This window comes from Blautia sp. MSK.18.38 (assembly GCF_024460535.1).
In the GTDB taxonomy this organism is placed as follows: Bacteria; Bacillota; Clostridia; order Lachnospirales; family Lachnospiraceae; genus Blautia_A; species Blautia_A fusiformis.
In genome coordinates, this window is record NZ_JANFYP010000017.1 from 28359 (window position 1) to 48099 (window position 19741).

The 19741-nt window shown below is 41.0% G+C and carries 16 protein-coding genes and 1 pseudogene; 1 reads left to right on the forward strand and 16 read right to left on the reverse strand.

Features of this window, described 5'->3' with window-relative positions:
- Positions 1–67: 67 nt before the first annotated feature.
- From tuf to NE638_RS11530, 15 genes and pseudogenes are all read right to left on the reverse strand, one after another.
- Positions 68–1261 carry an elongation factor Tu gene (tuf, locus tag NE638_RS11460; RefSeq protein WP_015526359.1) on the reverse strand — a complete coding sequence of 398 codons (1194 nt, stop codon included), beginning with the start codon at positions 1259–1261 and terminating at the stop codon, positions 68–70.
- Positions 1262–1387: 126 nt separating this feature from the next.
- A complete protein-coding gene (fusA, locus tag NE638_RS11465) occupies positions 1388–3511 on the reverse strand; it encodes an elongation factor G (protein WP_227588849.1) in 2124 nt (707 codons plus the stop codon).
- A gap of 18 nt (positions 3512–3529) precedes the next feature.
- Entirely contained in the window at positions 3530–4000 is a 471-nt protein-coding gene (rpsG, locus tag NE638_RS11470) for a 30S ribosomal protein S7 (RefSeq protein WP_059086633.1), read from the reverse strand.
- Positions 4001–4229: 229 nt separating this feature from the next.
- Positions 4230–4649, reverse strand: coding sequence for a 30S ribosomal protein S12 (rpsL, locus tag NE638_RS11475; protein WP_015526360.1), 420 nt, complete (start codon positions 4647–4649; stop codon positions 4230–4232).
- 203 nt (positions 4650–4852) lie between these two features.
- The gene (locus NE638_RS11480; protein ID WP_173746215.1) at positions 4853–7375 is read right to left on the reverse strand and encodes a YfhO family protein; all 2523 of its coding nucleotides are present in this window, start codon (positions 7373–7375) and stop codon (positions 4853–4855) included.
- A gap of 485 nt (positions 7376–7860) precedes the next feature.
- Complete coding sequence (locus NE638_RS11485; RefSeq protein ID WP_015526362.1) at positions 7861–8265, reverse strand: ACT domain-containing protein; 405 nt, start codon at positions 8263–8265, stop codon at positions 7861–7863.
- A gap of 183 nt (positions 8266–8448) precedes the next feature.
- A pseudogene (locus tag NE638_RS11490) lies at positions 8449–8604 on the reverse strand (sporulation transcriptional regulator SpoIIID); the annotation flags it as partial.
- Complete coding sequence (locus tag NE638_RS11495) at positions 8591–10126, reverse strand: recombinase family protein (RefSeq protein WP_118137600.1); 1536 nt, start codon at positions 10124–10126, stop codon at positions 8591–8593. The gene NE638_RS11495 and the pseudogene NE638_RS11490, both read right to left, overlap by 14 nt.
- Positions 10127–10245: 119 nt before the next feature.
- Positions 10246–11970, reverse strand: coding sequence for a hypothetical protein (locus NE638_RS11500; protein WP_015541718.1), 1725 nt, complete (start codon positions 11968–11970; stop codon positions 10246–10248).
- A gap of 31 nt (positions 11971–12001) precedes the next feature.
- Positions 12002–13675: an RNA-binding domain-containing protein gene (locus NE638_RS11505; RefSeq protein ID WP_022388874.1), complete on the reverse strand. Its 1674-nt coding sequence runs from the start codon at positions 13673–13675 to the stop codon at positions 12002–12004.
- A 128-nt stretch (positions 13676–13803) separates the two neighbouring features.
- On the reverse strand, positions 13804–13980 hold the full coding sequence (locus NE638_RS11510) for a hypothetical protein (RefSeq protein WP_171030313.1): 177 nt from the start codon (positions 13978–13980) through the stop codon (positions 13804–13806).
- Between the two features lie 307 nt (positions 13981–14287).
- Positions 14288–15637, reverse strand: a complete 1350-nt coding sequence (locus tag NE638_RS11515) for a virulence-associated E family protein (protein ID WP_173746233.1) — start codon at positions 15635–15637, stop codon at positions 14288–14290.
- Positions 15546–16250: a CHC2 zinc finger domain-containing protein gene (locus NE638_RS11520; RefSeq protein ID WP_118045004.1), complete on the reverse strand. Its 705-nt coding sequence runs from the start codon at positions 16248–16250 to the stop codon at positions 15546–15548. Before NE638_RS11520 ends, NE638_RS11515 begins: the two co-directional genes overlap by 92 nt.
- A 21-nt stretch (positions 16251–16271) precedes the next feature.
- Positions 16272–17510 (reverse strand): hypothetical protein, encoded by a 1239-nt coding sequence (locus tag NE638_RS11525; RefSeq protein WP_118609695.1) that lies wholly within the window; start codon positions 17508–17510, stop codon positions 16272–16274.
- A 180-nt stretch (positions 17511–17690) separates the two neighbouring features.
- The gene (locus NE638_RS11530; protein WP_022388634.1) at positions 17691–17915 is read right to left on the reverse strand and encodes a helix-turn-helix domain-containing protein; all 225 of its coding nucleotides are present in this window, start codon (positions 17913–17915) and stop codon (positions 17691–17693) included.
- Positions 17916–18231: 316 nt separating this feature from the next.
- On the opposite strand from NE638_RS11530, the gene NE638_RS11535 reads away from it, so the two are divergent.
- A complete protein-coding gene (locus NE638_RS11535; protein WP_173746216.1) occupies positions 18232–19275 on the forward strand; it encodes a DUF6076 domain-containing protein in 1044 nt (347 codons plus the stop codon).
- Positions 19276–19305: 30 nt separating this feature from the next.
- On the opposite strand, the gene NE638_RS11540 is transcribed toward NE638_RS11535, so the two are convergent.
- Positions 19306–19737: a winged helix-turn-helix domain-containing protein gene (locus NE638_RS11540; protein WP_020993285.1), complete on the reverse strand. Its 432-nt coding sequence runs from the start codon at positions 19735–19737 to the stop codon at positions 19306–19308.
- Positions 19738–19741: the final 4 nt, after the last annotated feature.

The following is a 19741-nucleotide window of genomic DNA, read 5'->3' on the forward strand; positions in this document are numbered from 1 at the left end:
CGCTTGGACACAATGTACCTAACGGTACGCAATATATATTAAATAAGGATGTTATACTAATTAACGATTACTCGATGATTGTAGCAACACGTCCTGATCCTACAGTACGTCCACCTTCACGGATAGCGAATGTAAGACCCTGGCTCATAGCGATCGGATGAATCAGCTCGATTGTCATCTCGATGTTATCTCCAGGCATGCACATCTCTGTTCCCTCTGGAAGGTTGCAAACACCTGTTACGTCTGTTGTTCTGAAATAGAACTGCGGACGATAGTTGTTGAAGAATGGTGTATGACGGCCACCCTCGTCTTTAGTCAGAACGTAAACCTGAGCTGTGAATTTTGTATGGCATGTAAGTGTTCCTGGTTTAGCAAGAACCTGTCCACGCTCGATCTCGTTTCTCTGAACACCACGAAGAAGTGCTCCGATGTTATCACCAGCCTGAGCCTCATCAAGAAGTTTACGGAACATCTCGATACCAGTTACAACAACTTTACGAGTCTCCTCTTTGATACCAACGATCTCAACTTCCTCAGATACGTGAAGAACACCAGCCTCAACTCTACCAGTTGCAACTGTACCACGTCCTGTGATGGAGAATACGTCCTCTACAGGCATTACGAACGGTTTATCTGTGTCACGCTGTGGGTCCGGAATGTACTCATCAACAGCATCCATAAGCTCCATGATCTTGTCTCCCCATGGGCCAGCCGGATCCTCAAGAGCTTTAAGAGCAGAACCCTGGATAACCGGAATGTCATCTCCTGGGAAGTCATACTCGGAAAGAAGATCACGGATCTCCATCTCAACGAGCTCAAGAAGCTCCTCATCGTCTACCATATCACATTTGTTCATGAATACAACGATGTAAGGAACACCTACCTGACGGGAAAGAAGGATATGCTCTTTAGTCTGAGCCATAACACCGTCTGTAGCAGCAACAACAAGGATAGCACCATCCATCTGAGCTGCACCTGTGATCATGTTCTTAACGTAGTCAGCATGTCCTGGGCAGTCAACGTGTGCGTAATGTCTACGCTCTGTCTGATACTCAACGTGAGCTGTAGAAATTGTGATACCACGCTCTCTTTCCTCTGGAGCTTTATCGATATCCTCAAAGTTCTCTACTACGTTTCCTGGAACTCTCTCTGCAAGAACTTTAGTGATAGCTGCTGTTAATGTTGTTTTACCATGGTCAACGTGTCCGATGGTACCAATGTTACAATGCGGTTTTGTTCTCTCAAACTTAGCCTTTGCCATTTTAAAATGTCCTCCTTAAAACTTGGCTCTATCAAAATTAGAGCATTTTTTCAGATTTAAACTTGCTAACCTTGATTATATTGCAAACCAAGGTTATTTGCAAGCATTTTATTATTTTATATCAGATCAGTCCTTTTTGGAAAGGATCTTCTCCTGTACAGACTTCGGAACCTGCTCATATTTCTCGAAGAACATAGAGTAGTTACCACGTCCCTGTGTTCTGGAACGAAGGTCTGTAGCATATCCGAACATCTCGGAAAGCGGAACATATCCACGGATCATCTTACCGCCACCGATATCTTCCATACCTTCGATACGTCCACGACGGGAGTTGATATCACCGATAACGTCACCCATGTAATCCTCTGGTGTAGTAACTTCGACCTTCATGATTGGCTCAAGAAGAATCGGAGCTGCTTTCTGCATAGCATCCTTGAATGCAAGAGAACCTGCAATGTGGAATGCCATCTCAGAAGAATCGACTTCATGGTAAGAACCATCATATACATTTGCATGTACACCAACTACCGGGAATCCTCCGAGGATACCAGCTTTCATAGCTTCCTCGATACCTTCGCCAATTGCCGGGATGTATTCCTTCGGAATAGCACCACCAACAACTGTGGACTCGAACTTGTACAGCTCTTCTCCGTTGGCATCCATAGGCTCGAATTTAACTTTACAGTGACCATACTGTCCACGACCACCAGACTGTTTAGCATACTTGCTGTCTACATCAACAGGCTTGGTGATTGTCTCTTTGTAAGCAACCTGAGGTGCACCAACGTTAGCCTCAACCTTGAACTCACGAAGAAGACGGTCAACGATGATATCCAAGTGAAGCTCACCCATACCAGCGATAATGGTCTGTCCAGTTTCCTGATCTGTATGAGCACGGAATGTCGGGTCCTCCTCAGCAAGCTTAGCAAGTGCCTCACCAAGTTTGCCCTGTCCAGCTTTTGTCTTAGGCTCGATCGCGAGCTCGATAACTGGCTCCGGGAACTCCATGGACTCAAGGATTACCGGATGCTGCTCGTCACAGATTGTATCACCTGTTGTAGTGAATTTGAATCCGATCGCTGCAGCGATATCACCGGAGTAAACCTTATCCAGCTCCATACGTTTGTTAGCGTGCATCTGAAGGATACGTCCAACACGCTCTTTTTTATCTTTTGTGGCATTCAGTACATAAGAACCGGAGTTCATTGTTCCTGAATAAACACGGAAATAAGCAAGTTTTCCTACGAATGGGTCAGTCATGATCTTGAATGCAAGAGCGGAGAACGGCTCATCATCAGATGAATGTCTCTCAACTTCGTTGCCGTCAAGGTCAACACCCTTGATAGCCGGGATATCTGTAGGAGCCGGCATATACTCAAGGATTGCGTCCAGAAGCTTCTGAACACCTTTGTTTCTGTAAGCGGAACCGCAGCAAACCGGTACTGCTGTACACTCACATGTAGCTTTTCTGAGGACAGCTTTCAGTCTGTCTACAGAAGGCTCATCTCCCTCAAGATACTCCATCATGAGGTCATCATCCAGCTCGCAGATCTTCTCGATCAGCTCTGTATGATAAAGTTCTGCATCTTCCTGCATATCCTCCGGGATATCAACGATAGAGATATCGTCGCCCTTGTCATCGTTGTAGATGTATGCTTTCATCTCGAAAAGGTCGATGATTCCTTTGAAGTCATCCTCTTTTCCGATCGGAAGCTGAAGGCAGATAGCGTTTTTACCAAGACGAGTCTTGATCTGCTCTACTGCACCGTAGAAGTTTGCACCAAGGATATCCATCTTATTGATGAATGCCATACGAGGTACATTGTAGGTATCAGCCTGACGCCATACGTTCTCTGACTGCGGCTCAACACCACCCTTAGCACAGAAAACGCCGACAGCACCATCAAGTACACGAAGGGAACGCTCAACCTCAACAGTGAAGTCTACGTGTCCTGGTGTATCAATGATGTTGATACGATGCTCAAGAGCACCTGGCTTTGGTTTGCAGTTCTCCTCAAGAGTCCAGTGACATGTTGTAGCAGCGGATGTGATTGTGATACCACGCTCCTGCTCCTGCTCCATCCAGTCCATTGTCGCTGTACCTTCATGAGTATCACCGATCTTGTAGTTAACACCTGTGTAATAAAGAATACGCTCTGTAAGAGTTGTTTTACCAGCATCGATATGCGCCATGATACCGATATTTCTGGTTCTCTCTAATGGATATTCTCTTCCTTCTTTTCCAGCCAATGAATTTTCCTCCTCGAATTAGAAGCGATAGTGAGCAAATGCTTTATTTGCCTCAGCCATCTTGTGCATGTCTTCTTTTCTCTTAACGGATGCACCTGTGTTGTTCATTGCGTCCAGAAGCTCATTAGCCAGTCTTTCTTCCATTGTCTTCTCGCCTCTCTTACGTGAGAACATTGTAAGCCAACGAAGAGCAAGTGCCTGACGTCTGTCTGCTCTTACCTCGATCGGAACCTGATAAGTAGCACCACCGATACGTCTTGCTTTTACCTCGAGAACTGGCATGATGTTGTTCATAGCCTCTTCAAATACTTCAATTGCTGGTTTACCAGCTTTTTCCTCTACTCTGGTGAATGCACCGTATACAATTTTCTGAGCAACACCTTTCTTACCGTCTAACATGATGTTATTGATAAGCTTGGTAACCACTTTGTTATTGTACATCGGGTCAGCCAGAACGTCTCTTTTCTGAGTATGTCCTTTACGTGGCACGTTACTTCCCTCCTTAATCATATTGATTATATCATCGGTACTCACGCAGTAAAACTATTGCATGTTCGCACTGGTAAGGTCCTATATTTAACCCGCAACCGACAGGGTATATGGAATACCGTACAAATCCTTATAGTCTTCCGCTGTAATACATTAGATGAATAATATCTTTGTAATCCTCCTGATTATCTGCAATCAGGAAGCGGCGTAGATTTCTGATCTACAAAAATTATTTTTTAACTTTAGGTCTCTTAGCTCCGTATTTGGAACGAGCCTGTTTTCTGTTAGCGACACCTGCGGTATCAAGAGTACCTCTGATGATGTGGTATCTTGTACCAGGTAAGTCCTTAACTCTTCCTCCACGGATAAGAACAACGCTATGCTCCTGAAGGTTGTGACCCTCTCCTGGAATATAACTTGTTACCTCGATACCGTTGGAAAGACGAACTCTGGCGATCTTTCTAAGAGCTGAGTTAGGCTTTTTAGGAGTAGCTGTTTTAACAGCAGTACAAACACCACGTTTCTGTGGAGCAGCCTGATCAACTGCTTTCTTTCTTAAAGAGTTGTATGTTTTCTGCAGAGCCGGTGCTGTAGATTTTTTAACAGCTGTCTGACGGCCCTTTCTTACTAACTGGTTGAATGTTGGCATTCCATTTCACCTCCCGATTTATTTCTCCATGGGCTTTCCCATGGGGCCTTGCGGTTGCTATTTACAAATTACGGCATGCAAAAATATAACGTTTCATTCGCACGCTTGCTCATTATAGACCGTAAATACAGGGCTTGTCAAGGTGTTTTATAAAGAATTTTTGCTGATTTTACAGGGGTTTTACACGGTTTTCTCCATAGATGTCACAACCTGCCGGAAATACCCATTTTTCTTCTGCTGATATACCAGAGTATTCCCAGTATTCCTGCTATTAATATAGAAAGAACTGCTCCCGCCTGCAGCCCCGGAGTCCGATATTTCATAGTAACCGTATGTGGCCCGGCCGAAAGCTTTACACCGGTAAGCCCCTGGATGCTTTTCCCATCGACCTTTTTCCCATCTACATAAATCTGCATATCAGGATCATAAAATATGCTGAGAAGGAGCATTCCATCCTTTGCTGCAGCTATGGTACCCTTTCCATTCTTCAGATCCATCTGCTGGGAAGAAAGCATTTCATAGATCTCATCCAGGTCCGATTCCCGGTAAGTTCCCAGAACCGCTTCCTGCATTCCGGTTTCCGCAGTTACATGCACAACCGTATCCGTATCATAAGTGCCAAGATCCAGGAAATTATTATTCCAGTAATCGGATTTCTGCTCCTGGCCGTTGATCGTTACAGTTTCCGGCTCTGTCCCCGGAATATAGAGATACCCATGCTCCCCTTTTTTCAGCGAAATATCAAAATCCACAGTCCCGGCCCATACTGCTTCTGAAGACACCGTCTGCATTTTGTACAGTCTTTTTCCCGCAATACCGCTGAGCAGCCGGTTCTGAACTTCAAGTGGATCTGTTCCTTCCATTACATAGTCCAGTACAGAATCACTGACCATATATCCTGCTTTCAGTGCTCTCGGATTCTCATAGAGATCAAAGGACTGGCTTTCTCCGATTTTTTTATAAACAATATGAAGCTTTCTTGTATTCCTGCAAAACAGATATCGTATTCCCAGAAGCATATCCGTCACTTCCGTGGATCCTGCATACTGAAAACGATTTTCCAGATTTTCAAAGCCCATGTTTTTTACAAAATCCCACATTTCCTCTGTATTAGTAGAGGAATACATAGATATCCCGTTCAGCTGATACAGCATCTCTTCATTCCTCACAAGAGGATTTACGATGGCGGCACGGTAATCCACCTGATCCACACCGGCAGATTCCAGTAATCCACAAACCTCCTGCTCACTTTCCACATAAATATCACGGTTTGCGGTTCCATTATCTGTAATACTGACGATTCCGTGAATTCCTGTCTCTGCAAGGATCAGCACTGCCAGCACCAGACATCCCAGCTTTCGGATCTCCACACAGCAGAAGGCATGACCGGACAGTTTTCCACAGATACACCGTTCCGTCCACATAACCAGAAAGAATACTGCAAGAACCCCTGCTGTAAGCAGAAGTCCCCAGATATTTCCGCTTTTGATCCCCACAACGATACAGAAGCCCTCTGCAGCGATCAGTCCGGCAAAAATTCTTCCTGTGCTTTCATTTTCCACATTTCCCCATGCATCACAGGACATTTTCAACAGCAGAAATATCAGGATGAACACAAAACGATTGGGGATTCCCACAGGTTTATGCAATCCGTGAAAAAGCAGATTCAGCGCTGTGATATGGATCCCCGCAAAATACAAAACGATCAATATACCTGTTACGATTTTTTCTGCTGTGCGGATTTCTTTATTCAGAAAATAAATCCCGGCAAAAAGCAGCACTGCACAGCCACAGTAAAGGTTCACATCTCCCTGGTCGCCGGATTTTACAAAGGACAGGGAATCCTCGAATAATGCGCCCAGCTGTTTCCAGATATCTCCGTACACTCCCGAAAGTCCGGTGCCTGCCTCTTCCGCCGCTGCTGTTCTGGATACCGCAGCAATTCCGGGGATCAGCGTGATTCCTGCAAGTCCGGCTCCGGCAACAGACGCCCCGGCAAATTTCAATAATGAAAAACGGATTTTCTCCGGCCGCCGACCGGATTCTGCCGCAGCCAGCTCTGCCAGATAATAAAAAGCAGCAAATGTGCATAACATAAATCCCATATAATAGCTGGTTAAAATACAGTACCCCAGCACCAGACAATACCCTCGCCATTTTCCGGTATGCACCAGCTGTTCAATAAGATATGCAAGCACCGGAAGAAGCATGATACAGTCCAGCCACATCACATTGCTGTAATAGCCTATAAGAAAATCAGACAGTGCGTACATACAGCCAAGAGAAACTGCCATACTTCCTCTGCCCGGATATTTTTTCCCGGAATACCATGCCATGGATACGCTGCAAAGCCCTGCCTTGATCAGGATCACCGCAGTAATAGCCTCGTTTACATACATGAATTTCATAAACAGCAGTATTAGGAAGCTGAACGGACTGCAGAGATAATAGCAAAACAATCCGTAAAAATTATATCCCATGGCATGTGCGGACCAGGTCCAGCCCGTTCCCTTTCCAAGCTGCTCTGAAAGTTCCCTGTAAAAGGCTGTATACTGATGGACTCCATCTACCACCAGCGCCGAATTCTCTCCAAAAGGATAAACACCCTTCAATGCAAAGCCCAGCGTAAAGATCAGCACCGGAAACAGAAACGCCAGGAGATAGATCCACCCTCTGTTTCCCTGTTTTTTGTTTTTTTCCGCTTTCTGTATTCTTATTGGTCTCATTTCATTTCCTCGTCTGTCTGCAGCAATTCCAGGCCGTTCTGTTCTGGACAGCTGAATTATCTATCGGCTGTTATTTTCTGAAATACTGTTATTTCTTTTCCGTCGTTTTTTCCTACTGTATCATGTTTTTGTGAAATTACTGCGAATTTTTTCAGAGCAAAAGAAAAAAGCTGTCACATCCTTGGAGACACAGAAAACTCCGCCGACGTAACAGCTTCTTTCTGAAGGAATCTGTGTACGCTGATCCACAGATCTCTTCATGGGTGTAATTATTAACTTTATGTGATGAGTTTTTTAATTCCCAGCCTGTATGATACGGATATTCACATATCCTGAGGTGGCTGTTTACAGGTTAAGAACTATTATGGATATATGATAGCATGGCCATATACATTTGTAAAATTGATATTTCGTGTTTATAATATAGAATATTTTAATATTTATCAAACGGATAAAAGCCTCTACCACACGGTAAAATCCTGTTTTTATAAAACGGTATAGCCTCTGGATTTCAGGCAGGATCTCACTTCCATGATATCCTCGGTATGGAATACCATGATCGGCTTGCCGGAATCACGGTTAAAGGAGAGGTACAGATAATCCACGCTCACATTACTGTCCTTCAGTGTAAGAAGCAGATCATTCAGATTTCCAGTCTTATCCTCAACCTCCACTCCGATCACCTCGATCACGTGGCAGAGATATCCTGCAGCGATCAGAGCCTCCATTGCCTTATCCGGCTCCGAAACTACCATTCGTACGATTCCGTACTCTGCGCTGTCATTAGTCACAGAGCCCAGAATGTTGATATCCTCGTTCTTCAGGATACCGGTAATGTTCTGCATAACACCCTTTTTATTTTCTGCATAGATGGATAACTGTTTCAGCATGATAAAATCCTCTCTTTCCTATGTGCTTTATTTTGCTGTTCTATCGTATGATAAATCTTCGCACATCTTATCAGGTATGTCAACCAGAGCAAGCCGGATAATAACACAGACATTCATATTTTAGTTTACCCGGCTCCATAAACACTGATATTTTATGATCAGCATTTAACCCGGCCCGCCTGTTCACCGCATGTGAGCATGGAGATATTTTTCCCGGGTAGCGATACCTCCCCGGATATGTCGCTCCTGCTTGTTTACATCCAGTACCTTGCGAACTTCTATGGCCAGAGCCGGATTGATCACTTTCAGGCGTTCTACGCAATCCTTATGTTTGGTTGTCACTAATTAGAACGGTTTCATCTAAGCCTAAATCACCGAAGATTCGTAAGTAAATATCTACGTTACCATCCTTGTCTACTTCAATTTTCTGGATAATCCGTTTAAGCTGTGCATTGGTCATCTGGTGAACATCGGAAATATCTTCAATCTCTTTAAACGTGCGATTCAAGATTATTTCCAGTTGTTCACCTTTTGTCAGGTGATAAGCAACCATTTTCAACTCATTCTCCAGACGCTCGATTTCCTGTTTTGTGCCGCCGATTTTTTCATTCAGTTCCTCACGTGTAATGAGGTCATCGGTGTACATATCCATGTATTTCTGACGCATTTTTTGAAGCTTGTGAAGCTGTGCGTTCAATTCCTTTTCGTAATTCAGGTTCTCATCCTTGGCTTTGTAAACCCTCTGGAATTCGCCTGTTACGTGACGAATTACATTTTTCTTTGCTTTCAGCAGCTCGGAAAAGTATTCGGACAGAACTTCAATCAACTCTTCCTCGTCCACTGTCTGAGCATTCGGGCAGCTATCCGCCCCACGTCCATTATGACCGGAACATACCCAGCGAATATAAGTATTCTTATAAGTACGAACAGTTCGTCGAAATGACCAGCCACATTCCTTACATTTAATCAGAGTAGAAAACAAATACTTATTGCTCTGCCGTTCCTTTGTTAATTTAAAAGTCTTGCTTCTGCACTCCAAAATCTCCTGTGCCTTTTCATACATTTCCGGCTCAATAATCCGCAGTTCCGGACGTTCTGTTACCATCCACTCCGTCTCGTCTTTTTCCGTTCTCTGTCCAGTCAGGAAGTCAGCTACTTCCTGCTTGCCGTTGATAATTTTTCCGGTATAAAGTTCATTCGTTAAAATCCGGCACGTCGCATTCTGGCTCCACTGACAATTACGCTTTGTTCGGATACCTTTCGCATTCAGCATGTTTGCAATCTTGGCGGCACCATATCCTTCTTCGATATACCATTTATAAATCTGCCTGATAACAGCTGCTTCTTCCTCGTTGATTGCCAAATTAAAGTAATCTCCAATGGTTTTATCATATCCGTACACAATATTCGGAACTCGTCCTTTTTCAGCATTCATTTTCTTGCCGAATTTCACACGCTTTGAAGTATTGGCACTTTCTTCCTGCGCCAATGCACCGAAGATTGTCAGAACAAATTCACTGTTTCCCATGCTGGTCATGTTGGCCGTCAAAAACTGTGTCTCGATTCCTAATGCTTTCAGTTTGCGGACATTCTGCAGAAGGTCTACAGTATTTCTGGCAAAGCGAGAGATGTCCTTTACTACTACCATATCAAATAGTCCATGTTCAGCATCAGCCATCATGCGTAAAAATTCTTTTCGATTTTTTATTTTCGTGCCTGAAATACCCTCATCTGCATATAATCTAACTAAGTTGTCACCAGTACGCTGGGTGTACTCAGAGAAAAATTGCTTTTGAGCTTCCAGACTGTTGAGCTGATCAGCTTTATCAGTGGAGACACGACAATAAGCAGCTATATTCATATCTAATACCTTTCTGTTATATTTAAGTCGTTCTGTTACAACTTTATTGTACCATCTAAAATATAATTGTAAATAGCAAAATAAGGAATACCCTTTCTTCAGAATATTCCTTATATGCATTACTCTTCGATAAAAAAATTTTCTAACAATAGCATAATGGATTGTTCATCAACATTACCTGGTTCTTTTAAATTTTTTTTCTTTTTATTCAATAACAAATATGTATCTGTAAAAACATCTTGTATCGTCCCAAGGCATTTATCTTTTGCTAATTTAACCATCAACTCAAGAATTACACGATCCACATAGATATGCAAATGTTCTCCTAACATTTGTATTCGTTTATGGCTTTCCCCTGCATGAACAATAGCATTTCTAAGCCTATATAAGCGATAAAGATGCCATTCAATTCTTTGACAATACTTTTCGGAAAGATGCCATAATTTTTCGCGATTTTCTCTTTGCTCATATAAGTTATATATTTTATAACGTATATTGGGATAATACTTAAGCTCATTCGCAAAATAATCTTCTCGATATTTCTCATATTTTTCAAGAAATATAAAGCCTGCGATTTTACAAATCTCTTTATCGAATTCTGTTATATCTTTAAGCAACAAACTTACTTTTCGATTACCTAAATTATTTTTCAAATCGTCAAGTATATTAGAAAATATGCATTCGAAATAGTCATTTTGTAGAATGGAAACTATATTATCAGTAACGCTTTCAATTTTGGATTTTGAACTATCTGTAACACTTGCAACCTCCAACGCTGACCACAAATTAAGAAATGCATCATTTAAGTCTTGTTGATTTAATGCCGCATTATGCAAATCAACAATCTTATTAAGCTGAGAATAAGTTTCCTTTCCTTTTTCTTGGCATCCCAAAACAATTGTATCTATTTCAGTTTTAAAATTTTCTCGTGGCTCAGGCTTGATACTTTTATACCCAAACGCTTTTACGGGAAGAATTATTCCCTCTTGGGTATCTTGTCGAATTACCAATCCGTTTTTACCTATTACACTGATATTATCATTCAAAAAAACTTCTAAATATCTCAAAAAAATTTCTAATGCAGAATACGCTCGTTTCATTGCTGAATAATTATCATATGCCTTTGTTTCCATAACCCCTATAAAGGACTTTTGCTTTCTTTTAATCTGTTTAAAGCAACCATCATCTTCAAACGAAATATGCAATCTTTCATTTAACAACTTTTGATATGGCTTTAATTTTTCATAAAAAACAAAGTACACTTTGTATTTACCAATTTCAAAATCAAACCTATTCAAAAAAATCTGTGCTTTTTTTTCTGGATCATTTATACTTTCCTCAAATATATTTCTCAGGAATCTATATATATATTCCGATGAATATCCATGCCATAGCAAAAAAGCAAGCCAAGCACGAAGTCCTTTTTCAATTTCTGTTTTACGGTTTGATTCCGACAAATTTTCTTTCAAGTATTTACAACATATTTCATAGTACTTTTTCTTTGGTATCTTATTGAATATATAATGTACCGCTGTTCTTTGATCTTTATCTAAAAATTTTGCCATCTCTTCAATAACTTCATATTTATACAACTCTCGAACAATAACGTCTGTCATTAAACTCGACTTAATCTCTTTTGCAATTATATCTAATTGATATTGCTTAATACTCCCTTTCACCACATCTTTTTCAGTATCAACATATTCTTCTAATAATGTTTGTGTATTATGAACAGGCGCTTTAACAATATCATCTGAATAATGAAACAACATTTCTTGTAGTCTTTGAACAAAAAATAAATATCCATCCTTAGTAGATGTCCAATCTTGTGTAATATATTTCATTTTTCATCCCCCTCGCATTTTTGTAAATCAATCATTTTTTTATCAAGTACCACTTTGCATACCTATTAGTTCCTGTTGTAACAACAATTCCATCCTTTTTCATTGCCTGTAACAAATTAGAAACCTTCTTCGATTTCTGTTCATCGCTAAGTACTTCTGGCAATGCTTTTTCCAGTACTTCCATTAAATCTCTTTTGCTGGCTTCTCCCATTGACTGAAGTGCTTTTATAATTAACTGCTTGCAAATATCATCATCTAACCCTTTATTTCGAACATAAGCAGCTTTCTGTCCGACAATATCTGCCACCTTGAAAGATACAAAAACATTAGGATAACGTCCTTCCACAAGACCTTTTTTCTTCAAATCCTTAAAGCTTTCTTTAGAAACTACTTCCTGTTTCTGAACTTTATCCAACAAAAATACAGTTCTCATATCTAAATCTTCATTGGAATATAAAAGCTGAGTATAATTCTTATCCAATATCTTTCCGTACACAGTCACTGTAACTCTATTAATTGTGTTCAAATCATATGTCGGCAATGGGAAGCATTTATCACGCTGTATCTGATACATCATTGGTATTCCCATTGAATTTGTATCAATCATATACAGATTTACCATTGCGTTACACAAAAACACATTTCGATAATACGGTGGTTTATATCCCGGTTCCAGTGCTTGTTCAATAGTTTCTGGTATAAAAGCCCCCTCATTGATAAATACCAGTCTGTCCTCAAATTCCTCTACGTTGATTTTTCCACGCAAGCGATAGTCCTGATGAGCAATACAGTTATTAATAATCTCTTTGATCAGCTCTGGTTCATATTGATCTACTTCATCCGGAAACAAAGTCTGCTGTCCGGCAATATAGCGATACTTTACATTTCTGATCCTGGAATATACCTTATCCACTGCCATTAACATCGGTATATCAAAATGTTCATAAGCTTTTACCGAATTATCTGCATTATAAAGTGTCCAGGTAATTCTAGGAATAAAGCCATCAAAGAAATATTTAGCCTCACTTTTTCCTAATAACAATAACGCCGTTCTGGTTATTTTTCCTTTTATTGTAATACCAGCTTTATTTAAAACCTCAATATCAGACAGTTTCTTTAAAACTTCCTGTGCTTTTTTTCGATCACTCTGACGTTTTGAGAAAAGTTCTCTTGCTCTTTTAATCGCTTCTTCATCCAAATCTTCTATGGTAGCATCTTCTACAATTTCTTTTGACCAATCCATTCCTATCTGATTTCTAAGTAGATCTACTTTATTCATCGGAAGCGGCGATACAGATTCATGCTCTCTGGCATACGCTGCCCCTTGCCATGTTGTCGGAATCCCCCTAATAGCTGGAGGAATTTGAAATGCTATCACTCGACATTTTTCCATTGTCAGTTCGTATATCTCCAGAAATGTCAATCGTTCATTGGTTCCATTTACGATTTCCTTTTTCAAACTTTGCAGACTTCCCTGTTTCCGAAATTCCGTTCCTACATATCGTTTATCATCCGAAATTCCGAAAATCAGCCACGCCTCCTGTAATCCCCGAAGATTTGCTTCATTGCTAAGTGCAGAAAAATATTTACCAATGTCATTAAACGAATAATTTGTGCGTGCTTCTTTAAATTCTACAACTTCATTTTCAAAGGATTCTATCATGCGAACAATCTTTTCTTTTAATTGGCTATCCGTATATATCATATTCTTCCGCCTTTCAAAATTTTCTATGACTAAATTCTATGACTAATCTATGACTTTCTAGAACTAATTTTAACTGATTTTCAGACAGAACACAAGCAATAGCAAAAAAATAAAAGGCATCCCACGCGCTACGCAGGACACCCTCCATCATGTTTTGGTTCATTGGGAAGCTCATCCGCTGCTTCTTGTATTGCCTGTTCCACCTTACTTGCATTTGCTTCAATCAATATCTTTAACAGATAGTCGGCGGTTACTTCCGCAGTGTTTGGATTATGGAATCGATAATTAAGTTTTCTCTTTTTCATAGCGGAATTCCCACCTCCTCCCGTATATCCTTGTCCATAACTATGAAAATGTTCTTTGAAATAGTCCTGCTAAATGTCATTCCTGTTCAACTTAAATAGATGCCAGTCAAAGGGGCATCCCTGTTGTAAACCACCGCTGTAAACAAACTCCAAAAAATCTAATTCTTTTTGTTTTTTCAGTTTTCTTTCCTCAATACCAAATTACTCTTATATATCTGTTTACTGTTTACAAATTCTACAACTCAAAGCAATAACCATAGATAAAAGCGTAAACAACACGCCAACTACCGTAAACCTGACTGGCATTTTACTGGAAGGATAACTCCATCTGCCGGGCTTCCTCCTCAGTAACCGGATGCCAGTCATTTTCATTTTTTAAGTCTTTTGCGTCTCGTTTACAGTTTTCGTTTACACATACCCACGAACGCTGTGTACCGTAATCCTTGAATCTTGTCATCGTCCCCTGTTTCCAACCCACAATGCTTGTATTCATGATTTCACAGATGCGGTCTGTCTCCGCCTTCTTCGGCTTTACATAAGGATTGTCCAGTGCCTCTTTAAAAAGCATCAATGAACAGACTTTTCTGTCTTCATGTTCATCCAGCCATGCCTGTATCATTCCGGCTTCCGTATCATCCGCCATGAACTCCTGCCGCAGTTTATCAAGCTGTGTTTCTGTTTCCTTTGAAAACGCCAGTTTAAAATTCCCATTACGGTACAACATCATTGCTTCCGCCCACACCTGATCAATATACTGTCTGGATTCCTTCTCATTTTCGAGGATATGAACCTCCATCTCTGCCCGGTTCGTCTGAACCGGAACGAATCTTCGATTTCCGGTACGGTCAAACGGCAGGAATCGCTTAATATTGGATGTTCCTCCAAATACACATTGTCTCGGACGATCAAGAGCATATACTGCATAAGAATCCCGATAAGTCTCTTTCTGCCTGCTCAGAAAGCTCTTGGTTTCCTCAATACTCTTAGAGCGTGCCGTTGCGACCATTTCAGACATTTCAATCATCCAATGACCACGAAGTTGGCAATAAACTTTTTCCGAATCCAGCTTGCCAATGTCATCAGTGAACCAGTCGTCCTTTACCGCCATGAACCGAAAAAATGTAGATTTTCCTACACCCTGACCACCAACCAGGCAAAGCATATATTCAAACTTAATTCCAGGGCGGAACGCACGGGCAATAGCTCCCAGCAAAAACATTTTCATACTTTCATACGTCAACTCATCCACAGGTGCGCCCAAGAAATGATGCAGCACATAGCGGATACGCTCCTGTCCATCCCATTGCAAACTATTCAGATAATTCCGGACAGGATGATATTTGTTCCGATCTGCCTGATGGACAATACTTTTCTGCACAACCTTATCCATCGTCAAACCATACGTTTCTTCCAGATAAAGCATAATATAGTTCAAATCCATATCTGTGAATGCCGGGCTTATCCGTTCCCACCACACAGGTTTTACAAGGTCTGTCTGCTCAGTCAAAATATTATACCGGAATACACCTTTTAACAGAGGATCATGTTCTAAAATTAGCTTACAGTTATGCCGATTGTTTTTCACAGCACCCTTCTGTGTCATTTCCAGTTGTTCTCTGATTTCCTCTACTGTCAACTCCGCTTCCATTATCTCCATTACTTCGCACAATTCCTGTCGTGTCTGTGGTGTTAAAGTCTGAAATTCTCTGTTCAATCGCTGTCACCTCCTTCCCATGAGCTACCACTACGGCAACTCGTTCTTCTAATGTGCCTGCTAATAATATATCCAGCAGGTACTCTGTTTCTGATATTTTTTCCAATGCCTCCATAAACAGCGGATGCCAGACATCTTCCATCTGTTTCGGCGGATACTCTTCTTTCCACTGTTTCAACAAATGCAGGTAATCCGCCAATGCACGGAAATATCTATTTTCTGCCTGCAGATACCTCTGTTCCTGTGTTAGCTGTCGTTTGATTTGTTTTCTCTGTGGCGGGCTGTGCCCCATGTTCTCATAATGTACAGAAAAATCCCTTACCAGTTTCTCTGCCGCCTCTTTCGGTTTTAAATTGTACAAGTGTGCCGTAAAATCAATCACATCCCCATCTGCCTGACATCCGAAACAATGAAAACGCCTGTCCACTTTCATGCTTGGATTCTTGTCACGGTGAAACGGGCAGACTGCCATTCCGTTCCTGTTTACCCGTATTCCATAGCATTCTGCAGCCTGCCGGGTAGTCACAGACTGTTTAACCGCTTCAAATATATTCATCCTTTTCCTCTTTCCTTTACATCACAACTCCATATCGTTTCTTCCTAATTTAATTCTTCCTTCGTGTTCCCATCGCTCCCGGTTCTCCTGTTCCGCAGTAATTTTCGCTTTTGTCAGCCTATCCAGAATGGAACTTCTGGCTTTTTTCTTAATCTGCTCGATATTCGCCTTTTTGACTTCTGGTTTTATCAGCGTGGTCTGAATTGTTTTAACTGCTGTCTGCATAGCTTTTGTAATTTTGGTAATTACTCCATCCAATCGGCTTGCAGCATAAGTCCTTTCTTTTTGGGAAGCCTTGCGCTCAGGGGAAAGCACCCACGCCTTTGACTGTTCTACCAGACGAATGTCTTCTTTATGGGTTTCCACTCTGACCTCATCCGTCACAACCTCCACAGCTTTGTCGTAAGCAATATCTGAAACTTCATCGATCAGAGCTTCCGCATCCTCAACTTTCAAAGTAAGTCTATCCAGTATTTCCGTCTGGTTTTTCATCTGTTCCTTTTGCTTAAACAGGATATAATCCTGTTTTTCAAGATAGTCACGCCCTCCATAAGACGGTTCTTCTTCCAGATGCAACCCGTATTTTCGGGTTATATCAAAAAGCATTGTCCGGCAAATAGCATCAAAAGTCTGCTTTCGATTATTATTGCGGCCTTTGGGTTTATCCGGTTTTGGAAGTGGAATCCCTAATTCTTCCAGTGCTTTTTCCTGCTGAGGACAGATTTCCCCGTACTTATTCTCACAATCAAATACATGACGTTCATGGATGTGCGGTGTTCCCTCATCCAAGTGCAGTGCCCAGTCCAGAATATGTACATGAGAACCGAACCGATTTGTAAACTGCTTTGTAAAGTCCTGTACGACCGCAAGCAATATTTCATAGGAAACAGATTCTTCTACTGTTCCTATTTGAAAAATAGTTTCCTCTGGACAGGTTTTATTGTTTTTTAGTAAATCTTCCACAGATCGGTTACGCTCTGTATGACGGGTTCTTGCATTTCTTTCATTCTGCGCTTCTATATGCATTCCATAATGTTCCTGATAAAAAGTACATTCAATTTTCTCAAAACTGATATCCTGAGAATCTTCTTCCCTGTTCTGCATTGTGGTATAGCCACGGTAACAGTCCCAGTAAATATTTTCTCTGACTCTTCCAGCATCAATATGTTCACTGTTTTCCAAGTCGAAACGGCGATCATTATGCCTGGGATTATAAGTGCCATTTTTCCCGGAGCGTCCATTGTGTCTTGTTGCTTTCAATAATTTTCTTGCCCTCCTTTTTCACGTTTTTCCAAATTAAATAAGGCAGCGAAGCTGCAAACCTGCGTGAATTTGCGTCAGGTAATACCCAGTACGAGTAGACGCACGCATCAACTCACTGGGCAATGGCTGCCGCCCTTAACCTGCACAAAAGACTTCGCTCTCCGCTCTGCTCCAGATTTAGTTACTATTCTCCGGCACCCTTCCATTCCCCTTTGCCATCCATTCGAAAAAAGCAATTTTACTAACCTTAATCAGTCTGCCGCTTCGAAATGCCGGAAAACCGGGTGTATGAACCAGTTCATAAGCCGTTACTCTGGAAATCCCCATAATCCGCTGAATATCAACCACATCCAGTACAAGAGGCAGCTCATCATAATTGTTTAATCTCTTATTTTCACTCATGTTGTTCCTCCATTTTTGATTTCATTTTTTTAGCTTTTCGTTGCCGTTTTATCTTTCCTGTTTCCTAAGTCATACTGCTATCAAGGCATACAACACGTCATCCATTCGGATGCGCTCGCTTCTTTTATCGAAGGTCATGGCGGTTTATCTCAGGTTAGACGGTTATAAAGTTGTCAAAACATACTGCATAGTACAAAATTACCACGCATCCGCATCATATCAATCTTATCTTGACTTTTCAATATTTCCGAGATACCATAAATGTAACTAATATTATAGTTTTTAAAATTACCATATAAGGCAGGAGTAAATAGAAATGGCTTATCAATTTATAAGGCAAGAGCCTTGCTATGACCGCATCCTCTTCGTTCTGGCACTGGACAGGGGCAAAATGAAGGAGCGAATTTTAATCGGAACAGAACAGCAAATCCGTTTTCGACTGGACGGAAATAAAGATAACGATGTCATATATGATATAACACGTCCTCTAGGACGTTTTCTGATAGATTTTGAATATGATAAAGAAAAGAACTGGAATATATATGGACTTGCTCCCCTACGTGATGCATTGCACACTAACCGTTGGAAACAGCCTGCACTGGAACAGACTGCTGGTGATTTTCTGGCAAAAAAATATCTCACCGGTGATCCGGTGAGAATGTATGCTACATTCCGTATTTGGAATGAATATCTTGTTACAAGGGAATATCGTGACCGTAATACTGCCTGTGATCGTTTTATAGAAAAAATCCAAATTTTGACTCAGGCATTCCAAACAGAAAATGTCATGAATTTTAATTCTGATACCGGAAAACCAGAACGTTTTCATACTGGCAGTCTTTATTTCCGCAACACTCCTGCTGAAATCACTCGACTTGAACTTTGGTTTCCGGATAATAGGCGCAGAACAGAATGCGTAGCTGCCTACAGCTCTTTTTATCCGCTTATCACTTATTACTTGAATCGGCTGAATGACTGGGGCCTTTGTTTCCGTCAGTGCAAAGTCTGTGGAAAATATTTTCTGGCAAAAAACCAGCGTTATGAACTATGCAGTGATAAGTGCCGTAAAGCACAGGCACTTCAAAATAAAAGGGAATTTGATGAACGAGCCAGAGAAAATAACTATGATTTGCTTTATAAAAATGAATGCCAGAATTGGCGTAATAAAATCAATAAATCCAAAAAAACTGCTGATTTTCCGATTGAACGTCTGGAAGAAATGAAAACTGCGTTTGACCTTTTTAAGAAAGAAGCTCTGCGGCGTAAGAAAGCTGTAAAGGCAGGAACAACCAGTCCGACAGAATTCACAGACTGGTTGTATCAGCAGAGCAATATTATCTTAAAACTCAGCAAAATCTGAATCCATCCCTGTAAAGGAAAGGCAGCGAATTTACTCGCTGCCTGCCTTCTCATTGAACTTGTATCCTACACCCCAGACGGTTTGAATATATACCGGGTTACCCGGATCATCTTCTATTTTCTCACGAATATGACTGATATGGCTCATTACTATATTGTAATCGCCAAAATAGGATTCTTTCCAGACTATATCATAAATCTGTTCTTTACTAAATACTCTTCCTGGATTTTGTGCTAATAACTGCAGGATTTCAAACTCGGTGTAAGTTAATTCTATTTTTCTATTATCACGAACGACTTCTCTCCGTTTCAAATCAATCGCTATACCCTTATGCCATATTTTCGATTGAAATTGTATTTCCTGAAAAAGAAATTTCTCTCTGCCGGAATCTAACACAGAAATAACAGAATTTACCAAATCTTCCTCAGCTCCCTCGAATGATACCAGCAATATTTTTCCCACCTAA

Excerpts from the sequence above, each read along its gene's own strand:
- NE638_RS11515 (WP_173746233.1), bottom strand. The coding sequence starts at position 15,637 with ATGGAGATAATGGAAGCGGAGTTGACAGTAGAGGAAATCAGAGAACAA.
- NE638_RS11500 (WP_015541718.1), bottom strand. The coding sequence starts at position 11,970 with ATGAAATATATTACACAAGATTGGACATCTACTAAGGATGGATATTTA.
- NE638_RS11510 (WP_171030313.1), bottom strand. The coding sequence starts at position 13,980 with ATGAAAAAGAGAAAACTTAATTATCGATTCCATAATCCAAACACTGCG.
- NE638_RS11535 (WP_173746216.1), top strand. The coding sequence starts at position 18,232 with ATGGCTTATCAATTTATAAGGCAAGAGCCTTGCTATGACCGCATCCTC.
- NE638_RS11485 (WP_015526362.1), bottom strand. The coding sequence starts at position 8,265 with ATGCTGAAACAGTTATCCATCTATGCAGAAAATAAAAAGGGTGTTATG.
- NE638_RS11530 (WP_022388634.1), bottom strand. The coding sequence starts at position 17,915 with ATGAGTGAAAATAAGAGATTAAACAATTATGATGAGCTGCCTCTTGTA.
- NE638_RS11520 (WP_118045004.1), bottom strand. The coding sequence starts at position 16,250 with ATGAATATATTTGAAGCGGTTAAACAGTCTGTGACTACCCGGCAGGCT.
- rpsL (WP_015526360.1), bottom strand. The coding sequence starts at position 4,649 with ATGCCAACATTCAACCAGTTAGTAAGAAAGGGCCGTCAGACAGCTGTT.
- NE638_RS11480 (WP_173746215.1), bottom strand. The coding sequence starts at position 7,375 with ATGAGACCAATAAGAATACAGAAAGCGGAAAAAAACAAAAAACAGGGA.
- NE638_RS11505 (WP_022388874.1), bottom strand. The coding sequence starts at position 13,675 with ATGATATATACGGATAGCCAATTAAAAGAAAAGATTGTTCGCATGATA.
- tuf (WP_015526359.1), bottom strand. The coding sequence starts at position 1,261 with ATGGCAAAGGCTAAGTTTGAGAGAACAAAACCGCATTGTAACATTGGT.
- NE638_RS11495 (WP_118137600.1), bottom strand. The coding sequence starts at position 10,126 with ATGAATATAGCTGCTTATTGTCGTGTCTCCACTGATAAAGCTGATCAG.